We start from the raw sequence: 25,794 nt of genomic DNA, 5'->3' as shown, positions 1-25,794 counted from the left end.
TTGGGGTACTACCTATGGTACACCTCTGCTGATAACAGACCTAAAATAGCCTAGATACCAACACCCAATGCACTCGGTTTCCCTCTGCTTTGAATCCTTGCCTCCTGGCGGCGTTTGTTCGCATAAATGAAAAAAACGGGGATTCTCGCGCAATATGCGAGTGGGCACGAATATGACGTGCAATAAAGCAGGCGCAGAGTAAAAACTTTAATCGATAACTGCAAGGTTTTTCACAGACTAAAGCCAATAACAGCAACCAGCTGAGTAGATATTCAACAAATACGATTATTCAAAAATGGGCGATGTTAGAGCTAAGTTAACTCAATATGTTCATTTCGGCGAGGTAGACGATACTTTATTTGTTGTGTCTTTCTGTCAATCCAGTACCCCATCAAAAGTGTGCTTCAGCGCAAAAAAACACATTTTTCCGTACACAAAAAAGCGGGTCAAGCCGTGCCAGATCAATTTTTTTTACTATTAAACTGATAATCTCAATGTCAGCTCAATATATAATTTAAGGCTTCAGAATATGGAAATGACTAATGCACAGCGCCTGATCCTGTCGAACCAATACTACTTAATGGCACAGATGGATCCCGAAAACAGCGCTAAGTACCGCCGCCTACAAACCATTGTCGAGCGAGGTTACGGCCTTCAGATGCGAGAATTGAATAAAGACTTTGGTGACTTACCAGAACAAGAATGCCGTAAAATCATTGACTTCATGGAAATGTACCACGCAATGCAAGAGTCCTTCAAAATGCTATCTGAGGAGAATCAAAAGCACGTTGATCAACGCCGCCTACAATTCCTTGGCTTTGATGCAGCAACGGAAGCCCAGCAGGTCAATTATGTGCGCTTCCTGATCGAAGAAGAAGGTCTTTACCCACAATTTGACATGTCAGAGCATCGATTTAACAGCCAAATCGCAATGCTGGATAAATATCAACGCATGCTGCAAACATGGCGAAATTGCCCACGTCAGTACCACCTGTCAGCCTCTGAGATCCAGCAAATCCAGAACGCTTGATCGCCCCGTGTATTGATAGCAAAGCGGCCTCAATTTTCACATTTCAGTGCCTATTCTGAACCCGCCTATTGCGGTCGCAGAGGAACGTGGTGGCAAGATCAATGTATGCTCTTGCCTCACACTGACAATATCGATTAGCACTTAGTCTTTACCCCCCTAAACCGTATCTTTCACCATCCGAATGAAAAGTGTGATCCCACCCATTCTGCAACTGTGTTATGGGTCAAAAATAACCCAGCTTGACACCATAAAACACAAAAACCACTAACCTATTAATAATTCAGGTTAATATTACTAAGTTTCACTACTATTCTGGCATTTTTACGAGTATAAAATCCTCATTCCTGATTGGCAGTCACTCTTATGATGAGATTACTTCTTGCTGCAGTTGTCTTTTTTTCAGCATCCTGCTTAGCGAAACCTACCAATCAGTTGGTGATCCTGACAACGTTTACCGAAGATGCCTTGCAACCCGTGCTGCTTGCATTCAAAAAACACCACCCTGAAACCCATTTTCGTGTCATCCATCGACGAGTCATTTCAGGTATGCGACTGCTCAGCCAAAACGGCCATGATATTGATATAGTGCTTTCTTCAACCTTATCGTTGTTTAACGCTCTAAATGAACAGCGAACCTTGTTACCACTCAATGAACTCAGCTACGATTCCAGCTTCCAACAACAGCGATTTATGCAGCACACACTAAAGAACGTCGCTATTTTTGGCTATTCAGGCTATGGCTTAATGTGGAACAGTGACTATTTGGTGAAACATCAATTACCTCAGCCGACAAACTGGGAAAGCCTGACTGAACCGCTATATTTCCGTCATTTAGTCATGAGTAGCCCCGCCCGCTCTGGTACCACCCACATGATGGTTGAAAATATTTTACAGCAACATGGATGGAAATATGGCTGGCAACTATTGCTCCAAATTGGCGGAAACCTATCATCGGTATCGGCACGGAGTTATGGCGTTGCCGATACTATTGCCCGTGGTCTGGCGGGAATAGGTCCAATCATTGACAGCTATGCGTACGAAAGTGAAAAACTTTTTCCTTTCATTGGGTTCTCATACCAAAATAACAGCCCGCTGATGCCCAGCTATGTCGCCGCGATAAAGAATATCAACCAAGCGACGCACAGCATCGAATTCATCAAATTCCTGCTTTCTGATGAGGTACAGCAATCCCTATCGACCAGTGCGATGAATAAACATGCCCTCAATCAGACGATAAACCAGCCGTTTGAAGTTGCGCCACTCAATCTGCAACTGATGCATCAACGTTCTACCTTAGTCAAACAACTGTTCGAACAGACGATAAACCAGCAACTTATCCGCCTGAATCAGGCTTGGCAACTGATCCATAAGGTTAAAAAACTCAACCACTTAACCCAGGCTGAAACACGCCAATTCAATTTAGCATTAAAACTAGCCTCCACCCCGCCGGTATCAAAAGTGCAAGCACAAGATCCCCAGCTACTGACGGCCATTACCATGGCAAGATCCGATGTGGAAACGATGAAATATACCAAGCTCTGGCGTCAACTGATGGCAGAGCAGCTAGAACAAGCAATCACCATTTGCGAGCAACTGCTCAATGCCCATGAGTATAGGAGCGCTCATGATGCCACGCCGTAATACCATTGGTAACCGCTTAATTGCGTCCATTACTTTCATGGCATTCTTAACCATCAGCGTCAGCGTGATCGCTATGGTCAACTGGGGAAGTCTGGATGAACAAATTCAGACCATGGTTGATAAAAACATGCCGACCCTGCGCGCGAGCTATCAGCTCGAGCGAAACACGGCTGGCTTGCAAGTGGCACTAAACTTATTAGGCAACAACACCGACCCCGTCATGTACGCAGATTTGAAACAAACCATCAATGATAAGCTGGCTAAGATCAACGCCGCTATCGCACAGACTGCCAATCTGCAATTTCATGATGCCATAAAAAAAGCACACGAAACCCTACTCAATGACATTACAGTTTATTCAGACCTGCTTTATCAGCGAAATACCCACTTATTTGTGCTTGCGCAGACAGAAAATAATATCACTTGGCTGCATCAAGATTTGATTGATGAGCTGACGCCGATCCGCCAAGAGGTAGAATGGCAGCTTACCCGTATGCTACCGAATGCCATCATTTCCAGCACAATAAATGATGTGATGACTGAATTTTCTCTGCTTCAAGCCATCACGATTAAAGAAAACGAGCTCTATCAATTGGTGCAAGAGATTATCCGCCAACGCCAAGATCGGGATATCAATAACGCCTTCTACTTCATCGGTTATAAGACCGAAGAAGTCAGCAATATGAGTAATAACCTCAGCCACTATTCATCAACCGCATCCTATCGTCAGTTGCTGCAAGAACTCATCAGCCTAGTAGAGCCTGGCGGAGAATTGGAGGTCCAGCTACTCAAAGATAACGATCTTCACCAACAGATAACCCGCTTTCAATCCCAGATCCAGAGCCAATTGGCCTATCAGGAAGAGCTCATACAAACCATGGTGGAGCAAGAAGATGCCTCACTCAATGCCCAAAATGAAAAAACGCGGCAAGCTATTGTTATCAGTAATTTCATTTTATCTGGCATGATGATCGTCACACTGTTTCTATCCGTGATGATCTCAATTTATCTCGTGGGCCAAGGTATCGTCCAACGACTGAATCTCTTGTCGCAAGATCTTTATGCCGTGGCCAATAACCAGCATAACGCTACCATTCAAGTCTCAGGTAACGATGAAATCGGCCTACTGGGGGATAATTTGCGCCATTTTTGTCGCCAGATGCAAGAAATGCAGCAAAGTAATGCCCTTAATCTGATCAATAATACTCAGGCCAGTATTATCACCTGCGATCTCAACGGTACAATCGAATCAGTCAACCCCAGTGCTCTAACCCTGTTTAACGGCATTGATATGCCGCAAAATAAAGCCCTCTGGGAGCTATTCAATACCACCATGCAACCTCGACTACAGTCTCTGTTTAGCAAAAGTAGTCCGCTGATCCACCAGCGTGGGTGTAACCTCACTATCAAGCAGCAACTGGACAATAATGAAAGTCTTTACCTGCGTCTTGATTTCCGCCTCTTTCAGCAAGGGGTGCTCGACAAAGTGATCATCACCATGACAGATATCACCGAGCAGGAAAATGCCGCACGTTGGCTGGAAAAGATGGTGCGTGAAAAAACCCATACACTTACGGGGCGTAACCGTCAGCTCAAAGGTGAAATTGAAGACCGTAAACGGGTCGAAGCGGATCTCAGAGCCACCCAGAACGAATTGATCCAAGCCGCCAAAATGGCGGTGGTCGGGCAAACCATGACATCATTGGCTCACGAGTTGAATCAACCGCTGTCAGCAATTTCCACGCATGTATTTACCGCTAAACTGGCCCTCAGCAAACAAAGAGAAGAACAGCTCTCGGCCAGTTTAGATAAAATAGACAATCTATCGTCACGGATGGGACGGATCATTGCCAGCCTCAAGAGCTTCTCGAAAAAACAATCCGCGGATAGCCCACTCAAAAAAGTCGACATTCAGGCTTCGATGAAACAGGCGCTGATGATTGTCGAGAGTAGAGCAAAAGTGCAACAAACCACGATCTCTAGCCTACTAACCCACCCCGTGGATTGCCTTGCCGATCAAGTACAGTTTGAGCAAGTACTGGTTAATCTGCTAGTGAATAGCTGCGATGCCGTTGCAGGCTGTGAAGAGCGGCTGATCACTATCGAATCACTTAGCTGTGAGGCTGGCCATCGCCGACTCGCAGTGAGCGACAGCGGCACTGGATTTTCCGCTGAAATTATTGAAAAACTGTTTATCCCGTTTACCACAACAAAAGAGGTCGGTCTAGGTCTAGGCCTGAGCATCTGCCGGTCGATCATGAACCGCTTTGATGGTGATATTCTTCTCGCATCAAACCTTCAGGGTGGTGCCATGGTCGTGTTGGAGTTAAAAAATTATGATAATGAATAACGATATTGAAGTTTTAATCATTGATGATGACCAAGATGTGTTGGATTCCTATCATCAACTGCTGGAAATGTCAGGGTATAAAGTCAAAGCGATTACCGATCCTACACTGGTCACTTCCTTGTTACATCGCAACTGGCCTGGAGTCATCGTCACCGATATGTATATGCCTGGGCTAAGTGGGATGGAGTTGCTCGAGCAAGTCAAAAATCTCGATGCAGAACTCCCTGTGATCATGATCACGGGCCACGGAGATATACCAATGGCCGTTGATGCCGTGAAGCGCGGTGCGTTGGATTTTCTCCAAAAACCCCTGCAACCCGCAGAGCTTTTAGCCTTGCTGGATAAACATCTACCGGTACGCAAAGAGAAAGTTGAACAGCGTACTGCCATGAACCAGTCCGCCAGCGAAGTGCTACTGGGTGATAGCCCACTGATTGTTAAAATACGGGAAAAAGTCACCCAGATAGCCCTGACATCAAAAGATGTACTGGTCGAAGGGGAAAATGGCAGTGGCCGTCATACTGTCACCAAGCTTCTGCATCAGCACAGCCCACTGAGTAAAGGTCCTTTTGTCGCGACCCAAGGTCAAGCAATTAGCTGTACCGCGGATCTCCAACGGGCAATGATCTCGGCGCGAAGCGGTAGCCTGAGCCTCAATCAACCGCAAGACATGCCGATGGAAACCCAGCAGTGGCTGTGCCGTTTTTTGCTTGAACAAGAACGACAGAATGTCAAAGAGGTACGGGTACTGGCCATTATTGGGGTTAACCCTGAAGCCTTAGTCGAGAATGAAACCCTACTGCCTGAACTGTTCTATTTCCTCAGTCAGGTGCGGTTCCAGTTGCCACCACTGCGCCAACGCGTCTGTGATATTACGCCTTTGTTTAAATATTTTCTCAAGCAAAGCTGCCAGAAACTCAACAAAGCCGTACCATCGATTGATAAGGCTTATACCAATACCCTAAACCGCCATGAATGGCATGGAAACGTCCTTGAGCTTAAAAATGTCGCCGAGCTTTATGCGATTGGGATCGTCAAACTCACCGGACAAGATCGGACCAAGCCACTCGAGCATATGAGTAGCCCGTTGGATGATCTGGTAGATAGCTATGAAAAACAGGTTATCGAGGATGCGCTATATTTGTTTGCAGGCCGGATCAACGATGTGTCCAGTTACCTGCAGATCCCACGCAAAAAACTGTATCTGAGAATGAAGAAGCACAATCTCGATAAAGCAGAATACAAAGTTCGCAGTTAATTAGTGAACGCCGTTATCGTCAAGAGCCAGCTACCATGCTGGCTTTTTCTTCTTTATCCCCCAATTACCTCAATATGCTAGCTTGCAGGGGCATAGAGCGCCCGTTTACAATGCCCAGTCATATTATCAGCATCCGGTTTTCACCATGAATTATCAGTGCCCCCTCTGCCACCAGCAACTTAGCCAGCGAGATACAACCTGGCGATGTGACAACAACCACCAGTTTGATCAGGCCAAGGAAGGGTATGTCAACCTGATGCCAGCCCATCACAAAAGCTCCAAAAACCCAGGTGATAACAAGGAAATGATGCAGGCTCGCCGCCTGTTTCTAGAAGCGGATCACTACCTCCCATTGCGCAATACCGTTGTCAGCAAACTGGAACAATACCTGCCAAATAATGCGGAACAGTTACTCGATATCGGCTGCGGAGAAGGCTACTACACATCCGCATTTGCTAATGCATTACAGTCTCACCCAGCACTTGAAGTGCACGGCCTTGATATTTCAAAAGTCGCGGTACGGTATGCAGCAAAACGCTATCCGCAATGCCATTTCTGTGTTGCCTCAAGCCACCGTCTTCCCTTTGCCAACCAATCACTGGATGGTGTTGTTCGTATTTACGCCCCCTGCAAGGCCGATGAGCTACAACGCACTGTCAAAGAAGGCGGTATTATTGTCACCGTCACTCCGGCCGCGCGTCACCTTTACCAGCTGAAAGAACTCATTTATGACAATGTTCACCTGCATGATATGCAAGGTGAAACGATTGAAGGCTTCGAGCTGATCGATGACACCCAGCAGCATTACGCCATGACCCTGACAGGTGCAGAAGCTACCGCCCTGATGCAGATGACCCCGTTCGCTTGGAAAACCAGCGATACAGTATGGCAGCAACTTGCCGCCAGCACCGATTTCCACTGCGAGGCTGATTTTTCCATCCGGGTATACCGTCGTCAGGCTTAGCCCCTTGTATATTCCAAACGACCTCAACCTAATCATATCAGTATATTGAGATCGCTTGAGGATCAAGAAAATCACCACATGAAAGGCTATACTTACCTTTCGTGTTAGCTCAGTAGTGTGGTGAATCTTCAATGAAAAAATGGGGTTTGGTTGGGCTTACAGGTCTACTTCTCGGTTGCTCACATCCGCAAAACCTGACCTCTGAGCATTCCCGCCCGGATAACAATATCCCCCCAATAGCCCCCACTTTATATGACTACACTCTGCATACGCCGGATAATACCGTCATCAATCTGAATATGCTCGCGATAGCATTAGCGGATGCTGATGTCGTTCTAATTGGCGAATGGCACGGACACCCTGCCGCACATTTATTACAAGCTCAACTATTAGCGGCTCTGCATGCACAAAACCCGAAAATCACCCTCTCAATGGAACAATTCACCCGAGATAAACAACATATCGTCAACCAATATCTCGCCAGTGAGATCGGTGAAAAAACCTTGATCAAAAAAGGACATGCTTGGCCCAACTACAGCAGTGACTATCGCCCGCTCGTTGAATTTGCCAAACAGCAGCATTTGGATGTTATTGCATCTAATGCGCCAAAATCAATTGTTCGCTGTATTGGCAAAGAAGGGGCTGGCTATCTTACTCGCTTGCCGGACACCGAACGAAAATGGGTTGCTGAGCAACTCACCCTTAGCGCTGATGCCTACCATCAGCGATTTTATGCCTCAATGCATCACGGCGATGAAGCCACAACACACCGTCAGTTTGCCGCACAGACAGCTTGGGATGACACCATGGCAGAATCCATCGTCAACTATTTAGCATTATTCCCGAACAAGCAGATCATCCATCTCGCGGGACGCTTTCATGTTATCGAAGGGCTGGGTATTGCCTCTCGGATCCACAGCCGCAACCCCAATCTTAATATCAAGATGATCACCCCTGTAACGGCACAATCACCACTGACTGATCATGCACCAGATTACACCTTTACCATCCAACCAATGCCTACCAGTTATATTAATAAGGCAGAAATGGATGCGGCAATGAAAACGCTGTTTCATCAATATCACGGGGTAACCTGCTACCCGTAATGACTACAAGAAATAATAAGGTATGAATCTCTATAAGAGGCAAAGAAAAGCGAAGATGACAAAGAGAAAAGCAAACGCCCCCACCGGCGGCCAAGCTTGTGGGGGCGAGAGATAGCAAAGGCTAGTATTTTTATACCTTTCGGTACAAAACCATTATCCCCCACCACGCCTGACCCACACCTGAACATTGGTATTATTCCTATTAAGCTTCCTTCCACTAGCATTCAGTACAGTCCTCAGTAAAGAGCAAACTGACCACAACGGGTGTTTTAGTTAAATCCAGCGTCATTAGATATTCGCGACAAGCGTAGATTTGAAGTAACATACACACCGTGCCCAGCAGGTTCTGGGCCTTTTTGAACTTAGGAAAACGATGAAAAAAACATTTGCTTTAACTCACCCTAAAAAAGCGGTTCCACGCGTTGTTGAAGCCGTAAAATATGAAGTGAAGAAATACCTGAAGCGTGAGCGTAACAAAACGCTACCAACTGGCGCTGACTATTGGGATTTTGACTGTCGATTTGGTCATACCGAGCAGGAAGCAAAGGTCATTCACGTTAAGGAAATCAATAAATGTATTGATGAAGCCGAAGCTCTGGCCCTAACCTCTTTCTATTTAGAGATCCTCGCTAAGCCTGCTGCTCGTCAGAAGCGTATCGAAGCTGACGACGAATAATTGGTCAATACGGTATTGATAAAAAGTAGCCCTATGGCTACTTTTTTTGTTTTATTTACTGTGCGCCGTCCTTCGCACCGCGTTTTTCAATCCTATGATTCTAAAACCAACGTTCAAGCGAGCCCTTATCAAGCTGCTTAAAAGCTCGATTTAATATCTGAGCTAATTCGAGATAACGCGGCCGTGAACGAAGCGGCTGTAAGGCATACCCCTCACTGGTGATCTTGTCATGGATCTCACGACACCAGCTGGCCAGTGATGGCGGTAACGTCGTTCGGCTACGCTTACCCAACCACCATAACCCTTGCAACGGCATACTTAATGCGAACAACCCCATGGTAATTGCCTGTGGCAACGCATCGTAATTATTAAACGCCATTTGACTCAACACACTGAGCACTGCAACAGCAGGCATGACGCGCATCGCAAAACGGGTTGCCTTGATATAACGCAGCTCTGGAAACATCGACAGTTCTTTACGCATAGGCCAAATACCCATGTAATCCTGCCCATTGCGGAACGACTGCCAGAAAGTATGTTGTTGAACCATAAACCACCAAGTATCAAAAAAATCAGTAAAAATTCAAAACAGCCAATAACAAACTTGATTCAAATTAATTTTTTATAAAAATCTTTTTGTTATATTGCGCTACAATCGCTATCCTAAGCACGCCTACATGTATTGTTGCCTGTAATTTCTGTTCTGGCAACCAGAGGCATCCCCATGGATGGTCCAAGATTTAGGTTTCTCAATCTTATTATTATATGGACATAATACGAATTTGACCCTGATTAGATCGGCTTTTTACAGCGCCGGCTATTCTATGGGTATTTTTTATTCAGTTGAATATCAACTTTCAGACAGATTATAGGTAGTCACTCTCATGTCTAAGCTGGTTTTAGTTCTTAACTGCGGTAGCTCTTCTCTTAAGTTCGCAATCATTGATCCTGTATCAGGTGACGAATACCTTTCAGGTCTAGCAGAATGTCTAGGTCTTCCTGAAGCACGTATCAAGTGGAAACTTGATGGTAAGCACGAAGCCCAACTAGGTGAAGGCGCAGCTCACGAAGAAGCGCTAGCATTCATGGTTGATACTATCCTTGCTTCTAAGCCTGAGCTTAAAGCTGACCTTGGTGCAATCGGTCACCGTATCGTTCATGGTGGTGAGCAGTTTACTGCTTCTGCACTTATCGACGATGCAGTACTTAAAGGTATTGCTGACGCAGCAACTTTCGCTCCACTTCATAACCCAGCGCACATCATCGGTATCGAAGCGGCTAAGCACAACTTCCCTGAACTTAAGAACGTAGCAGTATTTGACACTGCGTTCCACCAGACTATGCCTGAAGAAGCGTTCCTATACGCACTTCCGTACAATCTGTACAAAGAGCACAGCATCCGTCGTTACGGTATGCACGGTACTTCTCACCTGTTCATCACTCGTGAGACTGCACAGATCCTTGGCAAGCCAGTTGAAGAACTAAACATCATCAACTGTCACCTAGGTAATGGCGCATCTGTTTGTGCAATCAAGAACGGTCAATCTGTAGACACATCGATGGGTCTGACTCCACTTGAAGGTCTAGTAATGGGTACGCGTTGTGGTGATATCGATCCTGCGATCATCTTCCACCTACACGACGCACTAGGTTACTCTGTTGAGAAAATCAACAACATGCTAACTAAAGAGTCTGGCCTGCAGGGTCTGACTGAAGTGACTTCTGACTGTCGTTTCGTTGAAGACAACTACGGCCAGAAAGAAGAAGCAACGCGTGCAATGGACGTGTTCTGTCACCGTCTAGCTAAGTATGTTGCTGGCTACACAGCCACTCTAGAAGGTCGTCTAGACGCAATCACTTTCACTGGCGGTATTGGTGAAAACTCTGCACCTATCCGTGAGATGGTTCTTAACCGTCTAGCTATCCTAGGTGTTGAAGTTGATAGCGAAGCTAACCTAAAAGCACGCTTCGGCGGCGAAGGCATGATCACGACTGCTAACAGCCGTGTTCCTGCAATGGTTGTTTCAACTAACGAAGAACTAGTAATCGCAGAAGATACAGCGCGTCTAGCTGAAATCTAATCGACGAAATTAGCTTTTTAACGGCTGGCCTCGGCCGGCCGTTTTTTCATGGTTCTAAATCGTTAATGCTATAGAGCCATGTCTGTCTGTTGTGGTGTTGCTCAATAATGGTTTATTAATCCTTATTGAACAGCACTGTATTGTCCAATAGTTGAGGAATCCATAGTGTCCCGTACTATTATGCTTGTTCCGGTTGGCGCCGGTGTTGGTCTTACCAGCGTTAGCCTTGGCGTACTACGCGCCATGGAACGCAAAGGCGTTCGCGTTTCTTTCTTCAAGCCAATCGCCCAACCACGTCACGGTGGCGATCAGCCTGATCTAACTACAACTATCATCACTGCTAACAGTGACATGAAAGTTGCTGAACCATTTTCAATGGCAAGTGCAGAAGAGCTTATCCGTAACGATAAGAGCGACGTACTGCTAGAAGACATCGTTGCTCGCTTCAAAGAAGCGACAGCTGATGCAGAAGTGGCGCTTATCGAAGGTCTAGTACCAACTCGTAAGCACCCATTTGCTAACCAGATCAACTACGAAATCGCAAAAACACTTGATGCGGAAATCGTATTCGTTGTTGCTCCTGGCACAGATAACGCAGCGCAACTTAAAGAGCGCATCGAAGTAGCATGTTCTAACTTCGGCGGCATCAAAAACAAGCAAATCTCTGGTGTTATCGTTAATAAACTAAACGCACCCGTTGATGCTGAAGGCCGTACTCGTCCTGACTTATCTGAAATCTTTGATGATGTAGAGGGCACTGTACCTTCTCACGTTGAAGTCATGCAGGTATTCAACTCTAGCCCTATCCGTGTACTTGGTTGTGCACCTTGGAGCGCAGAGCTGATCGCTACCCGTTCTACAGATATTGCTAAGCACCTAAACGCTGAAATCATCAACCAAGGTGATGTGGCTACGCGTCGCATTAAGAGCATCACATTCTGTGCACGCTCTATTCCACACATGGTTGAGCACTTCCGTCCAGGTTCACTGCTAGTGACTTCTGCTGACCGCCCTGATGTTATCGTTGCAGCATGTCTTGCTGCTATGAACGGCGTTGAAATTGGTGCCCTACTGCTAACTGGCGGTTACGAGCTACCTAAACCTGTGCTTGACCTATGTAATCGTGCATTTGAAACAGGCCTACCTGTTATGACTGCACAAGGTAACACTTGGCAGACATCTCTGAACCTTCAGAGCTTCAGCCTAGAAGTACCGGCTGACGACAAAGAACGTGTTGAGCTAGTGAACGAATACATGGCTAGCCATATCGATGGTCAGTGGATTGAATCACTAACTGAAGGTTCAACCAAAGAGCGTCGTCTAAGCCCACCAGCATTCCGTTACGAACTAACTGAACTTGCTCGTAAAGCAGCTAAGCGCGTTGTTCTTCCTGAAGGTGATGAGCCACGTACTGTTAAAGCAGCGGCTATCTGTGCTGAGCGTGGTATTGCTGAATGTGTGCTTCTTGGTAACCCAGAAGAAATCCGTCGTGTTGCTGAGCAGCAAGGCGTTGTACTTGGTGCTGGCGTAACTATCATCGATTCAGAAGCTGTACGTGAAAACTATGTGGCTCGTCTTGTTGAACTACGTGGCGCGAAAGGCATGACTGATGTTGTTGCTCGTGAAAAACTTCAAGATTCTGTTTTCCTCGGCACAATGATGCTAGAAAATGATGAAGTTGACGGCTTGGTTTCTGGTGCTGTTCACACGACTGCGAACACTATCGTTCCACCGTTCCAGATCATCAAGACTGCACCAGATGCGTCTATCGTATCATCTGTATTCTTCATGCTACTGCCTGATCAGGTACTAGTATACGGTGACTGTGCAATCAACCCAGATCCAACCGCTGAACAGCTTGCAGAAATCGCTATCCAGTCTGCAGATTCTGCAAAAGCGTTCGGTATCGAACCACGCGTTGCGATGATCTCTTACTCTACAGGTACATCTGGTAAAGGTGCAGACGTAGATAAAGTGCGTGAAGCAACTCGCATTGCTCAAGAGAAGCGTCCAGATCTTATCATCGACGGTCCTCTACAGTACGATGCTGCTATCATGGAAAACGTCGCTGCTTCTAAAGCGCCTAACTCGCCTGTAGCGGGTAAAGCGACTGTATTCGTATTCCCAGACCTAAACACTGGTAACACGACGTACAAAGCGGTACAACGTTCAGCTGATCTTGTTTCTATCGGTCCAATGCTTCAAGGCATGCGTAAGCCGGTGAACGACCTTTCTCGTGGCGCACTAGTAGATGATATCGTTTACACAGTTGCACTGACTGCGATTCAGGCAAAACAAGCGGAAGATGCAAACAAGTAATTTCGGTTACTAAACGCTAAATCCCGAAACGCCTCCGCTTTTTAAGTGGCGGCGTTTTTTTTAGTACCGATATCACCTAGCGCCCCAAACCGCTCCCTCACCTATCGTTATTTACAATTAAAGTAATAGTTTTTACGCATTGGTGTTGCTACTTATTCAGGCGTAGTTTGTCTCTATCCTCTTTTGAGATATACCGCTATGACTGTTCTCACTCACTCTGTTGCCCAACCCGCCGCGATCAAGACCCAAAAACCCCGCTACACCCGCCGTTTAATCGGACCGGCTTTCATCGCAGCCATTGGTTATATTGACCCAGGTAACTTTGCCACCAATATTGAATCAGGGTCCGCTTTCGGCTATCAGATGCTCTGGGTTGTTCTATGGGCGAACCTGATGGCAATGTTGATCCAATACCTTTCAGCCAAACTTGGGATCGTCACGGGAAAAAATCTGGCTGAACACCTACGTGATAACCTGCCCCAATGGGCTGTTGTACCTTATTGGCTGCAAGCAGAGTTTATTGCCATGGCGACAGATCTAGCTGAGTTCATCGGGGCGGCAGTCGGCTTCCAGCTGTTACTGGGAGTCAGTTTACTTGAAGGGGCCATCATTACCGCTTTATTTACGCTCGCCATTCTGGCATTAGGCCGCCGAAGCCAAAAACCGTTAGAGATGTTTATTGGTGGGCTGCTCGTTCTGGTCGCCGGAATTTATGCCATCGAGCTAATAATGGCAAAGCCGGATGCCAGCCAACTGGCAACCGGACTCTTAGTACCAACGATTACCGATCCGAAACAGATTTATCTCGCAGCAGCTATCCTAGGGGCGACGGTAATGCCACATGTGGTTTACCTGCACTCAGCACTGTTTTCTGCCCCCACGCGCCACAGTGCCCAGCATCGCCTACGTATGACTAGGATTGATGTGCTACTCGCCATGACAGTGGCAGGATTTGTGAATATTGCCATCATTGCCATGGCGGCTGCAGTATTCCATCAAGCTGGACGCAGTGATATTGCTAGTATTGAAACCGCATACCAAACCTTAACGCCATTACTCGGCAAAGGTGCCGCGGTGCTATTTGGCCTATCACTAATCGCCTCAGGACTCTCATCTACGGTTGTCGGAACACTGGCCGGCCAAGTCGTCATGCAGGGTTTTGTCCGATTCAGTATTCCCATTTGGCTACGCCGGCTAATCACCATGCTGCCAGCATTCGGATTCATTGCTATGGGCGTGAGCACAACTGATATCCTGATCGCCAGTCAGGTCGTACTCAGTTTTGGGGTCGCGCTGGCCATTATTCCCTTACTGGTTTTCACCAGCCAACGAAAAATCATGGGCAGTTTCTGTAATCACCGCCTCACATCACTACTCGGTACAATCGTCGTGCTGTTAGTACTCGCCTTAAACGGCTATCTGCTCTATACCATGACAATGTAACCGCGCGATATGACACCGCGTCAAAATAACACACAAAAAAAAGCCGCTACAAACGTAGCGGCAAATATCAAGACTCGAATTTAAACAAAAATAGCACTGACTTAACAACCGTCAGCAAAAACGTAGAACCAATAATTTATTCAGCAGAATGGCCGCGTAGATAGATAATCCAATACCCCATACCGACAAAGATACCACCACCAATGATGTTACCTAATGTCACCGGTATCAGATTATTAAACACAAAATTGCTTAAGGTCAGATCGGCAAAGTCTGCTGGATTCATTCCGCTCATTTGCCAAAACTCAGGGCTGGCAAATGTCTTAATACCAATCGCCATTGGCACTTGGAACATATTTGCGATGCAGTGTTCAAAGCCTGAAGAAACGAACATTGCGACAGGTAAGATCATAACTAAAATCTTATCGGTAAGTGTACGGCCACTGAATGTCATCCACACTGCCACACACACCAAGACGTTACACATAATGCCAAGCGCTACTGCCTGGAAAAATTCATGGTGTAACTTATGCTGCGCTATTTTCATGGCATTGATACCTACCGCACCACTGTCTGACATGTACTGTTTGGTCATTAACATCAGGCCAACCAACAGTAAAGCACCAATCAGGTTACCGATATAAACCACCCCCCAGTTTCGGCACAAGCTCTTCCAGCTAATCTTGCCGCTAGCACGTGCAACCAAGGTCAATACTGTGCTGGTAAATAACTCACCGCCAGTGATTACAACCAGATTCAAACCCAAACTAAACGCGAGGCCACCCACAAAGCGTGACATTCCCCACGGCATATCACCAGCACCGGTTGTCACTATGGTATAAAAAACGAATGCGATACCAATATGCATACCTGCAGTAATGGCCAACAATAGCGATTTCATGGGATCTTTAGTGGCTTTACTTACTCCCATCTCAGCCGCTTTTTCAGCCATCTGAGGTGGTAATAAAGAATCAAACTGATTCTGATACATAATCGTTGGTACCTGACACAAAATGAAACACAAAAAAATAGGAGGCCGGATAGTGAACCTTATGCAGTGAAAATTCAAGGTTACGCCAAAACAATAACTCGAAATATACGAACGAATAGCTCGGAAAAACCGAGTTTAGTAACCATGTGAACATCAGGTTACACAATGGACTTATTTGCAGATCAAAATCAAAACATATTATCCACAACCCAGTGAGCAATATGACGTCAATCTCATTTTTAAATGCACTTTATTCCATTAAGGAATATATTAAGGGTGTTATATACTCAGGTTATCTTAGCCAGAATAAGTATAAAAACAGTCGCTCATACAAGTAACATTGGTTAAGGTGGCCAAAGCAACATTGCTATCATGGATAGGATCAGCACAACATGGATTTTCTCAATACCCTCGGACTCTTCTTTGGTTCGCTAGTCTCCAATACGCTGGCTTCCCTCTCAGGAGGCGGTGCCGGACTCATACAGTTCCCATTACTTATTTTTCTGGGGCTGCCGTTTACTATCGCCCTCGCTACTCATAAAGTCGCCAGTGTTGCGCTTGGCCTAGGGGCTGCAATTAAGCATATCCGAGCAGGCTCACTCGACTGGGCATTAACGGGTTACGTTATCATTGCAGGTATGTCCGGAGTGATCCTCGGGGCTAATATCATTTTGTTTGTCCCAGACAGAATAGCTGAAGCCTTATTAGGTGGCTTGATCTTGGCGCTGGGGATCTATTCACTGACCAAATCGTCATTAGGTCAGGAATCCACCCCCCGACATCGAGATCGAAAAAGTATGCTGATAGGTGGGCTGACTCTCGCCGTCATCGGTATTCTTAACGGCTCACTAACCGCCGGAACCGGCTTATTTGTCACTCTGTTTCTAATCCGCTGGTTTGGCTTTGATTATAAACAAGCGGTTGCCCTGACACTGGTCAGTGTCGGATTATTTTGGAATGGTATTGGCGCTGTCAGCATGTATCTCGCCGGTGCTGAGATTTATTGGCCATGGATCCCGGTACTTTTACTCGGCTCGCTACTGGGTGGTTATCTTGGAGCACATTTGGCAAGCAAAAAAAGCAATCATGTGATTAAACGCTGCTTTGAATTACTGACCCTTCTGATCGGATTAAAATTGCTGATCGGCGTCTAGTACTGAGGGGTATCGTGGTTCAAAAAAGGCGACCAAAGTACTACGCATCGTCGCCTTTACCAACTACCGACAGAATGACTTCACTTACTGGAGTGTGATTTGACAGAGCACATCACCGTCAAATGTCACCACTTGCAACACATCACCATCAAGCAAGCCATAGCTGGCTTTATTCTCGCCGCGCGGAATGGTTACCGAGCCGGGATTAAACAGATACAAGCTCTCTTTTTGCGCCGCCACTGGAACATGGGTATGGCCTGATACCACCACATCGCCATCTCGTAACCGTGGGTGTTTATCCCCGTTGTACAGGTGCCCATGGGTAAGAAATAAGCGACGTCCAGTCGGTAACAAGACGAGGTTATAATCTGCCATCATCGGAAATTCCAGTAACATCTGATCGACATCGCTGTCGCAGTTACCACGCACCGCCGTAATTTTCTCAGCATGCTGATTGAGTAATTCAGCGACCTCAATTGGTGCATAACCCACAGGCAACGCATTTCGAGGACCATGATTAAGGACATCCCCTAATAGAATCAGGTGCTCGGCCCCGCTCTGCTCAAAAGCAGCAAGGGTACGACGGGTACTCTCGGCACAGCCGTGAATATCGGAAGCGAAAAACAATTTCATGTCAGAACTACTTACTTCAAAACAGGAGACAACGATCCTACACTGAAGCCCAGAACAATGCCACGCTAGGGGCGCACGAGCCGTTAGTCATCTCGCAGCATACCGTTAAGCACAATATTGTTATAGCTCACCATCCCAGTAATGACCCCGCTCTCAATAACAGGGGCTCGGCTGATCCCAAACCGCTCAAACAGCCGCGCGCAGTACCGCACATCCATATCCGCATCAACCGACAGCGCTGGCTTGGTCATGATCTCATAAACATTAGTCCGCATGGGCGATCGATCTATCGCCAGTACCTTTCTGGCGATGTCATTCATCAATACAATGCCATATTCATCATTATCATGACGTTTATTCACGATCAGCGCCTTCACTTGCTTACGTTTGGCGATCCGTACCGCATCAGCCACCGTGGTCAAGCCTTCGACGATCGCATAATTGTTCATCATGACATCCCGTACCCGCACGAGTTTATCGTTAATCATAATTTCCCTTCGACTACCTTGGCCAGTGTCTCTACCTGATGGGCCACTCCTACGGCATCTTCTACATCAAGCTGTACCGCAATACCCTGCCCCGATGATGAATCAAAGTCCCCAACCCGCTCGATGGTTTCTAAAATAGCGCGGGCAAGATGCTCTTCAACCACAAATAAGATCACGTCGCGCTGCACATCCAATCCAAGACCGAAAAAGGTTTTTTTCTGATACAGCCCCTCACCACGGGCATGATTGATCACCGTTGCTCCCGTCGCCCCTGCCTGACGGGCGGCGTCAAGTACAGCCTCAGTCTTCGCATCTTCAACAAAGGCCAACAATAGCTTAAAGCGCATTTTCTACCTCCTCTTTGCCTGCCATTCCGATAGCTGGGCGTACCCCATTACAGTGATCATCGGAAACAAACTGGCAAAAGCGATTAGCCCAAATCCATCTAACATCGGATTACGCCCCGGTACCGTCGACGCCAACCCTAACCCCAATGCAGTCACTATCGGCACGGTCACCGTCGATGTCGTCACACCGCCGGAGTCATAGGCCAGCGGAATGATAGTCTTAGGAGAAAAATAGGTCTGTATGACCACCACCACATAGCCCCCTAAGATGTAATAGTGGAGAGGATCGCCAGCCACTATCCGGTAGCTTCCTAATGAAATTCCTACCGCGACCCCCCAATGCAACAGCAATACGTAATCCCGTCGCACTGATAGTATCCCCCGACACTTCATTCGCCTTAATGGCGATCGCTATCAGCGCTGGCTCGGCAATCGTGGTGCTAAAGCCAATCGCTGCCGCAAATAGGTATACCCAATAATATTCACCCCATGGGATCTGGGCGGGAACGACCTCATCAACCTCAAAAAGAAACTCAAGCGCGGTTAATTGTGCCGCCATGGATTCCCCAAGCGGAAAAAGAGCGAGTTCCAGTCCCATCAAAAAAAGCGCTAGCCCAACAATGACGTAAATAAACCCCAACACGACCCGCGGCCAATGTGTGACAGGCTTGCGTAACACGGCCAACTGAAAGCCAAAAATAATGATGACGATAGGCAGGACATCACGCATCGTCGAAAGCAACGTATCAACAAAATGCCAAGCTATTGCTGTCCAGTCGCTCCCCATAGCCTCTCGTTCTCCATTCGTGGTCTTGCTCAATGCACCCACATACCGTAAGCCATCACAAAGATCATGGGCATCAATGACGCAAATGCAATTAATCCAAAACCGTCCACCATCGGGCTACGCCCCTTGATGGATGATGCCAGCCCAACTCCCAATGCAGTCACCAACGGGACCGTGATCGTCGATGTCGTCACACCACCGGAATCATAAGCAATCCCTACAATGGTCGGTGGCGCAAACCCTGTCATCACCATCACGATCAAGTAACCACCAATAATCAATCGATGAATAGGCCAACCTTTTACGATACGGATCACCCCCAGCATAATGGCAATCCCAACCGACAACGCGACGGTCAACCGCAAACCATTGGCATAGGCTTGCTGTTCAACAGGTGAGACCGCGATCAATCCCCCCTCAGCGGCCACCTCTGCCGCTTCAGCAGCAACAGCAGTCAGAGCGGGTTCGGCAACGGTGGTACCAAATCCCAAACAAAACGCAAAAAGCAATAACCAGCCAACACTCCCTTTGCTGGCAAAGGCGCGAGCCATTGACTCTCCGATGGGAAATAGCCCCAGTTCTAGTCCAAAGACAAACAGAGTCAAGCCAACAACCACAAAGCCGAGCCCCAGTATTATTGGGCCAAGCTGAGGCAGTGGCTGCTGCAGAACCACTAATTGGAAAAAGGTGATAACCAAGATAATCGGCATCAAATCACGTAAGCTACCAAGCAGCGCTTTGATCAACGCAATCACAAATGTCATTTCACCTCTTGGCAGCCATGCATGCGTAATTTATCGGGGTATACTTAAAAAATACTCGTCATTTTGAATATACGACAACTTTCTTTATCAAATATGGGGGCTTGACAAGGTCGCACTTTTTTATGACTTTACGAACCATCGGGTATACTCTGACTAAGCAGTAAAGAGGTTGAGAAAGTACCATGAAAATATTAGTGACCGGCGGTACCGGGTTTATCGGCTCAGCATTAATCGCTCAGCTCAAGCAACATAATGTCACCGTACTCAGCCGGGATCCTGCCCATGCCAGTTTAGCCTTGGGGAGTCAGGTTCAGGCGATTAACAGCCTAGATCAACTTGATAATCTGGATGGCTTTGATGCTGTCATTAACCTCGCCGGCGAGCCTATTGTCAACAAACGCTGGTCACCTCGCCAAAAAGACACGATTTGCCGCAGCCGTTGGGGCGTTACCCAGAAACTGGTCGATAAAATTAACGCCAGTAGCACGCCACCTCATACCTTCATCAGCAGCTCAGCGGTGGGCATCTATGGTAACCAGCACGATACTCAGATCTGTGAAGATTTTGCAATTGAACAACATATTGCCCATGGCGATTTTGCCCATCATGTCTGTCAACGGTGGGAAGATATAGCACTGAAAGCAAGTAGCGATTCGACCCGAGTGTGCCTGCTACGCACCGGGATTGTTCTGGGACAACACGGTGGTGCCTTAGCGAAAATGCTGCCACCGTACCGACTCGGCCTCGGTGGACCGTTAGGGGACGGTAAACAGTATTTTCCGTGGATCCATCTTGAGGATATGGTGAATGCTATTTTATTTTTATTGAACACGCCCGCTGCGTCAGGGCCCTTCAACATGACGGCCCCTGAACCCGTCACAAATCGTGTTTTCAGCAAAATACTGGCCGCAACACTGCACCGACCGCACCTGCTCTTCACTCCGGCCTTTGCACTCAAACTGGCACTGGGCGAAGCTGCATCCTTGCTACTTGAAGGCCAGCGGGCCATCCCGGCCCAACTCGAAGCGCAAGGGTTTACCTTCCACTACCGCGACATTGGCCCTGCGCTGCAAGACTTGCTCCGCCATACCTAGGCGCTGCACTTACCTATATGTGAGGTCTAGAGACTGTACTTAGCTGGCGGTCTAGCGCATCGCATGAGGCACCATCAGCTTTTGAGCGGTTTCAGTAATGCCTGCAGCATGGAACGAATGATGGCCGCCACCAGCATCAGTGAGATCAGCGGCACTGCCAGCCACACCCAAGGGTGACCACTAACTGGTAATTCGAAGCCCCACTTCACCAAGGCGGCAACAATCAGTTCCGCGCCCAACGCTGCCATGCTGCCAGCAATGAGTGCCATCATGCCGTATTCACCCCAGACGGTCGCGGTGATCCGTTTACGGCTGGCCCCTAGGGTTCGGTACAGTTTAATTTCTTGTGTTCGCTGTGCCATACTCAGCCGTAGTAAGGTCATCACCAGTAACAACCCACTTGCCACCCCCAGCGCCGCCAACACCGACAATGAGAGCGAGACCTGCTGCATGATGCCCTGGATCCGGGTCGCCATGGTGCGCAAATCCAGCAAGGTGACAGTTGGGAAATCACGGCCGAGCTGATTGACCAATGCCGCCTGATCTACCTCAATGCGGTAACTGATCATCCACGTAGCTGGCAACGAGGCCATCAGGTCAGGAGTGAAAATAAAATAAAAATTCGGCCGCATATTACGCCATTCGACCTGACGAAGGCTGGTTACTGTGGCTTCAAACACCTGGCTGTTAACGGTGAAAATTAACTGATCGCCCACGGTGATCCCGAGTCGCTCTGCAATTCCGGATTCAACTGAGACCCCACTCTCTTGCCCCCACGCCCCCTCAAGCAAGGTATTATGAACAGGCAACGACTCACGCCAGGTAAAATTCAGCTCGCGGCGCAAAGACTCGTCTTTCTCGTCACCATCAGCATTATCTTGACCCGTTGAGGATGCCAGCAGATCGCCACCATTGATGTGGGTCAAACGCCCTCGGATCACCGGATAGCTGTCCGAACGCACCACCCCGTGATCATCAAGCGCCGCCAAATAATCGGCTTGTTGCTCAGGACTGATATTGAGGGCAAATACATTGGGGGCATTCGCAGGCAGTGTCTGCTGCCAGTCTGACAGTAAATCACTGCGTAGCAACCAAATCACCGTCAGTAGCATCAGTGAACAGGTCAGTGCCGCCAACTGTGCGCCGGTCGCCAACCGACTGCGACTGATCCGGCTCAGTGCCAGTGTCATTGCAGGTCCCCACCGGGCACGCTTTAGCGCCGCAACCACTGCCACACCGAGCAGTGCCAGAACCAGCATCAAGACTGTCAGCCCCGCCAATGTCAGCCACATCAGACCATTATCACCAAACCACAACAGCGACGCGGCCATCGGCAATATCAACAAACTATAACTGCGTCGATTAACTGGCCAGTGAACCTGCGGTTGGATCACTGCAATCGCAGGCGCTTCAACTAAGCGGTTCAACGCTATTCCCATCCCAGGGATCAATACCAATAGTGCCACCAGCAGGCTGACAATAAGTGGCATCACGCCCATGGCCGGGAGGGGGTCGGGTAATATACCGCTAAGAGGGAGTCGTAATAAGTATTCAAGCAGAGCACCAAGACTGATCCCGGCCACCGCTGCCAACAAAAATAGCATCACCAACTGCCCCGTCAGCCATTGCCAGAGCCAGCGGCGGCGAGCTCCTAAGCTTTTCATCATCGCAACGGTTTCACGTCGGGTCGCGGTATAATGAGAGCAAGTCAACACTAGAGTAGCCGTTGCCATGATGATCACTAAAATGAGCGTCAATGACAGATATTGCTGGGCTTTGTCGATGATGTCTCCGGTTCGTCCCTGAGATGTTTCGCTGATCCAACGGTCTCCGGGTGCCAATGTCACCGCTTTTTGCAATGCCGATAATTGCTGTTCTGGACCGGTAAAATAAGTCAGGTACTGCACCCGACTGCCCGGTTGAATTGCCCCCGTTTTCGCGAGATCATCAGCATGGATCAGCACGGCAGGCATCTGGCTGAAGGGATTAAATGACAGTTCTGGCTCCTGTTTAATCGTACCACTCACCGTCAGCTCTGCGTCACCAATAGCCAGCCGATCGCCTGGCTTCACTTGCAACAAATCAAACAAGCGTTCCGCCAGCCATAATTCTCCAGGAAATACATGATGTTGAATAGACCGGGCCGTTTGCAACGTCAACTCACCGCGCAATGGAAAGTCACTATCAACACTTTTCACACTGACCAGTTGCATCGCCTCATCACTAAAGGCCATGGTACCAAAACGTGTCTGCTGTGTAGTTGTCAGATCACGCTGTGCAGCCTCTTCCAACAACACAGGCGTAATCGGATTCGCCGAACGAAAAACCAGATCAGCGGCAATCATCGACCGTCCCTGATCCACCATCACTTTCTCAACCCGCACCACCAACGCTGACAGCGCAAATACACAGGCAATGATCAAGCTCAGTGCGACCGCAACTGGCCATAACTGGCCTTGCCACAATTCACGCCAGCTCCATTTCAGCATCAAGGCTCGGTTCACCTGACGGGGCATACGTTGGCATTCACTCAGTTCAGTCATGCTACTACCACGCTCCCACCCGCCATTGTCAATGTGCGATCACAACGCTGTGCCAGCTGAGGATCATGAGTGACCAAGACAAGCGTCGTGCCATGATCTCGATTAAGCGCAAAGAGCAGCTCAATCACATTGGCGGCCGTATGCTGATCCAGGTTGCCGGTCGGTTCATCGGCAAACAAAATTTTCGGCCGGGTCATAAATGCTCGTGCGAGTGCTACTCGTTGCTGCTCACCACCGGATAACTGTGAAGGAAGGTGGCTCTCCCTCCCACTTAACCCCACACTCGCCAGCAACGCTTTCGCCCGCGATGCATCACCATCCTGTCCCTTGATAATGGCAGGCAGTAACACATTTTCCAGCGCGGTTAATGACGGGATCAATAAGAAACTCTGAAACACGAAGCCAATAGCCTCACTGCGTAATACTGCTCGGGCTTCATCGTCCATGGTTGAAACATTCTGCCCCAGTAATTCAATACGTCCTTGACTCGGTACATCAAGGCCTGCCAGTAAGGTCATCAATGTCGACTTCCCTGCGCCTGAGACACCAACCAAAGCAATTGCTTCACCTTGCTCGACCTCGAGGGAAACATCCTGCAAAATGGTCAGAGACGATGATGACGTCGTCACCTGTTTAGATACAGAGACAGCTTTAATCACGGATGTAGACATGATGCGATTCCTTTCAGTATTACTCTTTATTCTCTTCTCGCAGCAGAGTATCGCTGCGACCATGGTGGTGCTGGGTGACAGCCTGAGTGCGGGTTATCAGATGGCCGCCGAAAAAAGCTGGCCAAACCTGCTCTCCCCACAACTGGAAAATAACGGTCATCCGATGACCATTATTAATGCCAGCATTTCAGGAGACACCACCGGCAACGGCTTGGCACGTCTACCATCCCTGCTCAGCCGTCATAAGCCGGACTATGTGATTATCGAACTCGGCGCCAATGATGGTCTTCGTGGCTTTCCTCCTTCAACTATACGCAAAAATCTGAGCAATATGATCACTCAGATAGAAGATGCGGGGGCAAAAGCATTACTTATGCAGATAGTTGTACCGCCAAACTATGGCAAACGCTATAGCGCGCAGTTTGCAAAGTTGTATCAAGACGTGAGCAAATCACACAATGTCCCACTGCTTCCTTTTTTCCTTGAACACATCATACTCAAGCAGGAATGGATGATGGAAGATGGCCTGCACCCGACCTCCGATGCTCAGCCGTGGATTGCCGAGTTTATCGCTGCCGCAGTCTCACCCCACCTTTAACCCCCTAACTGGATGGAACCGACATGACAACCACACTTTTACTCACAGGCTGCAGCACAGGGATCGGGTACTATTGCGCCCATGCCCTACACGATGCAGGTTACTTCGTCGTCGCCAGCTGTCGTAAATATGACGATGTAGAGCGCCTCAAGCAAGAAGGATTGCACTGTGTTCAACTCGATATGGATAGTGAAGACTCGATTGAGCAGGGACTGGCGGCAGCGCTGGAGTTAATGGATGGTAAGCTCGATATTTTGTTCAATAATGCTGCTTATGGCCAGCCAGGGGCACTGGAAGATCTCCCTACCGCCGCATTGCGCCAACAGTTTGAAAGTAACCTATTTGGCTGGCATCACCTCACCAAGGCCGTGATCCCACTGATGCTCAAACAAGGCAGTGGAAAAATTGTTCAAAACAGCTCAGTATTAGGGCTGGTCGCAATGAAATACCGCGGAGCCTACAACGCCAGCAAATTTGCCCTAGAAGGATATACCGATACCTTGCGTCTTGAGCTATCCGATACCCCTATCCATGTCAGCTTGATCGAGCCAGGTCCGATCGAAAGCCAGTTTAGAGCCAACGCAAAAACAAAGTTTGAGCAGTACATTGAGATGGCAAGTTCACGCCATCATGCCAACTACCAAAAAACGCTGGAACGGCTTGGTAAAGCTTCACCATCGAATAAATTCACCTTGGGCCCAGAAGCCGTACTCAAGCCCCTGCAAGCCATCATTGATAGCCCCAACCCCGCGACCCGATACTATGTGACCCAACCCACCTATCTATTTGGCTTTCTAAAACGCATTCTTCCTACTCAATGGCTCGATAACATCCTGAGAAAAAGCAACTAAGTACT

The 25,794-nt window shown here is 48.0% G+C and carries 22 protein-coding genes and 1 pseudogene; 14 read left to right on the top strand and 9 right to left on the bottom strand.

Features of this window, described 5'->3' with window-relative positions; translation table 11 throughout:
- The first annotated feature begins 529 nt into the window (after nucleotides 1-529).
- From L4D12_RS16520 to L4D12_RS16490, 7 genes are all read left to right on the top strand, one after another.
- Complete coding sequence (locus L4D12_RS16520; RefSeq protein WP_428448944.1) at nucleotides 530-1,030, top strand: YfbU family protein; 501 nt, start codon at nucleotides 530-532, stop codon at nucleotides 1,028-1,030.
- Between the two features lie 363 nt (nucleotides 1,031-1,393).
- On the top strand, nucleotides 1,394-2,671 hold the full coding sequence (locus L4D12_RS16515) for an ABC transporter substrate-binding protein (RefSeq protein ID WP_428448943.1): 1,278 nt from the start codon (nucleotides 1,394-1,396) through the stop codon (nucleotides 2,669-2,671).
- Entirely contained in the window at nucleotides 2,655-5,021 is a 2,367-nt protein-coding gene (locus tag L4D12_RS16510; RefSeq protein ID WP_428448942.1) for an ATP-binding protein, read from the top strand. The genes L4D12_RS16515 and L4D12_RS16510 overlap by 17 nt, the downstream gene beginning before the upstream one ends.
- Nucleotides 5,008-6,279, top strand: coding sequence for a sigma-54-dependent transcriptional regulator (locus L4D12_RS16505; RefSeq protein WP_428448941.1), 1,272 nt, complete (start codon nucleotides 5,008-5,010; stop codon nucleotides 6,277-6,279). Before L4D12_RS16510 ends, L4D12_RS16505 begins: the two co-directional genes overlap by 14 nt.
- Before the next feature lie 145 nt (nucleotides 6,280-6,424).
- Nucleotides 6,425-7,243 (top strand): 23S rRNA (guanine(745)-N(1))-methyltransferase, encoded by an 819-nt coding sequence (gene rlmA / locus L4D12_RS16500; RefSeq protein WP_428448940.1) that lies wholly within the window; start codon nucleotides 6,425-6,427, stop codon nucleotides 7,241-7,243.
- A 131-nt stretch (nucleotides 7,244-7,374) separates the two neighbouring features.
- The gene (locus tag L4D12_RS16495) at nucleotides 7,375-8,349 is read left to right on the top strand and encodes a ChaN family lipoprotein (protein WP_428448939.1); all 975 of its coding nucleotides are present in this window, start codon (nucleotides 7,375-7,377) and stop codon (nucleotides 8,347-8,349) included.
- Between the two features lie 373 nt (nucleotides 8,350-8,722).
- Complete coding sequence (locus L4D12_RS16490) at nucleotides 8,723-9,025, top strand: DUF6172 family protein (protein ID WP_428448938.1); 303 nt, start codon at nucleotides 8,723-8,725, stop codon at nucleotides 9,023-9,025.
- Nucleotides 9,026-9,125: 100 nt separating this feature from the next.
- Here the strand turns inward: L4D12_RS16490 and yfbV are convergent, their stop codons facing one another.
- Nucleotides 9,126-9,575, bottom strand: a complete 450-nt coding sequence (gene yfbV / locus L4D12_RS16485; RefSeq protein WP_428448937.1) for a terminus macrodomain insulation protein YfbV — start codon at nucleotides 9,573-9,575, stop codon at nucleotides 9,126-9,128.
- Between the two features lie 334 nt (nucleotides 9,576-9,909).
- Here yfbV and L4D12_RS16480 point away from each other — a divergent pair, with 334 nt between their 5' ends.
- From L4D12_RS16480 to L4D12_RS16470, 3 genes are all read left to right on the top strand, one after another.
- A complete protein-coding gene (locus L4D12_RS16480) occupies nucleotides 9,910-11,106 on the top strand; it encodes an acetate kinase (RefSeq protein ID WP_428448936.1) in 1,197 nt (398 codons plus the stop codon).
- A gap of 180 nt (nucleotides 11,107-11,286) precedes the next feature.
- Complete coding sequence (gene pta, locus L4D12_RS16475; RefSeq protein ID WP_428448964.1) at nucleotides 11,287-13,425, top strand: phosphate acetyltransferase; 2,139 nt, start codon at nucleotides 11,287-11,289, stop codon at nucleotides 13,423-13,425.
- 198 nt (nucleotides 13,426-13,623) lie between these two features.
- Complete coding sequence (locus L4D12_RS16470; protein WP_428448935.1) at nucleotides 13,624-14,868, top strand: Nramp family divalent metal transporter; 1,245 nt, start codon at nucleotides 13,624-13,626, stop codon at nucleotides 14,866-14,868.
- Nucleotides 14,869-15,004: 136 nt separating this feature from the next.
- Here L4D12_RS16470 and focA read toward each other — a convergent pair whose 3' ends face one another.
- Complete coding sequence (focA, locus tag L4D12_RS16465) at nucleotides 15,005-15,859, bottom strand: formate transporter FocA (protein ID WP_428448934.1); 855 nt, start codon at nucleotides 15,857-15,859, stop codon at nucleotides 15,005-15,007.
- Between the two features lie 392 nt (nucleotides 15,860-16,251).
- Between focA and L4D12_RS16460 the strand changes: the two genes are divergently transcribed.
- A complete protein-coding gene (locus L4D12_RS16460; RefSeq protein WP_428448933.1) occupies nucleotides 16,252-17,013 on the top strand; it encodes a sulfite exporter TauE/SafE family protein in 762 nt (253 codons plus the stop codon).
- Nucleotides 17,014-17,097: 84 nt separating this feature from the next.
- Here L4D12_RS16460 and yfcE read toward each other — a convergent pair whose 3' ends face one another.
- The 5 genes and pseudogenes from yfcE to L4D12_RS16435 form a co-directional block, all read right to left on the bottom strand.
- Entirely contained in the window at nucleotides 17,098-17,646 is a 549-nt protein-coding gene (gene yfcE, locus L4D12_RS16455) for a phosphodiesterase (RefSeq protein WP_428448932.1), read from the bottom strand.
- An 83-nt stretch (nucleotides 17,647-17,729) separates the two neighbouring features.
- On the bottom strand, nucleotides 17,730-18,134 hold the full coding sequence (locus L4D12_RS16450) for a CBS domain-containing protein (RefSeq protein ID WP_428448931.1): 405 nt from the start codon (nucleotides 18,132-18,134) through the stop codon (nucleotides 17,730-17,732).
- Nucleotides 18,131-18,481 (bottom strand): P-II family nitrogen regulator, encoded by a 351-nt coding sequence (locus L4D12_RS16445; RefSeq protein WP_428448930.1) that lies wholly within the window; start codon nucleotides 18,479-18,481, stop codon nucleotides 18,131-18,133. The genes L4D12_RS16450 and L4D12_RS16445 overlap by 4 nt, the downstream gene beginning before the upstream one ends.
- Nucleotides 18,482-18,484: 3 nt before the next feature.
- A pseudogene (locus L4D12_RS16440) lies at nucleotides 18,485-19,268 on the bottom strand (DUF1538 domain-containing protein).
- A gap of 29 nt (nucleotides 19,269-19,297) precedes the next feature.
- Nucleotides 19,298-20,032: a DUF1538 family protein gene (locus L4D12_RS16435; protein ID WP_428448929.1), complete on the bottom strand. Its 735-nt coding sequence runs from the start codon at nucleotides 20,030-20,032 to the stop codon at nucleotides 19,298-19,300.
- A 182-nt stretch (nucleotides 20,033-20,214) separates the two neighbouring features.
- Here L4D12_RS16435 and L4D12_RS16430 point away from each other — a divergent pair, with 182 nt between their 5' ends.
- Nucleotides 20,215-21,126: a TIGR01777 family oxidoreductase gene (locus L4D12_RS16430; RefSeq protein ID WP_428448928.1), complete on the top strand. Its 912-nt coding sequence runs from the start codon at nucleotides 20,215-20,217 to the stop codon at nucleotides 21,124-21,126.
- Between the two features lie 74 nt (nucleotides 21,127-21,200).
- Here L4D12_RS16430 and L4D12_RS16425 read toward each other — a convergent pair whose 3' ends face one another.
- The gene (locus L4D12_RS16425) at nucleotides 21,201-23,669 is read right to left on the bottom strand and encodes an ABC transporter permease (protein WP_428448927.1); all 2,469 of its coding nucleotides are present in this window, start codon (nucleotides 23,667-23,669) and stop codon (nucleotides 21,201-21,203) included.
- Entirely contained in the window at nucleotides 23,666-24,340 is a 675-nt protein-coding gene (locus L4D12_RS16420; protein ID WP_428448926.1) for an ABC transporter ATP-binding protein, read from the bottom strand. The genes L4D12_RS16425 and L4D12_RS16420 overlap by 4 nt, the downstream gene beginning before the upstream one ends.
- On the opposite strand from L4D12_RS16420, the gene L4D12_RS16415 reads away from it, so the two are divergent.
- Together L4D12_RS16415 and L4D12_RS16410 are read left to right on the top strand one after the other, a co-directional pair.
- A complete protein-coding gene (locus L4D12_RS16415) occupies nucleotides 24,339-24,938 on the top strand; it encodes an arylesterase (protein ID WP_428448925.1) in 600 nt (199 codons plus the stop codon). The genes L4D12_RS16420 and L4D12_RS16415 overlap by 2 nt on opposite strands.
- 23 nt (nucleotides 24,939-24,961) lie before the next feature.
- Nucleotides 24,962-25,789 (top strand): SDR family oxidoreductase, encoded by an 828-nt coding sequence (locus tag L4D12_RS16410; RefSeq protein ID WP_428448924.1) that lies wholly within the window; start codon nucleotides 24,962-24,964, stop codon nucleotides 25,787-25,789.
- Nucleotides 25,790-25,794 lie beyond the last annotated feature (5 nt).

Origin of the sequence: Photobacterium nomapromontoriensis (genome assembly GCF_050336815.1) — a bacterium.
Classification (GTDB): domain Bacteria; phylum Pseudomonadota; class Gammaproteobacteria; order Enterobacterales; family Vibrionaceae; genus Photobacterium; species Photobacterium nomapromontoriensis.
Note: the sequence above shows the minus strand (reverse complement) of the source record. Positions and strands in the feature narration are given on the sequence as shown.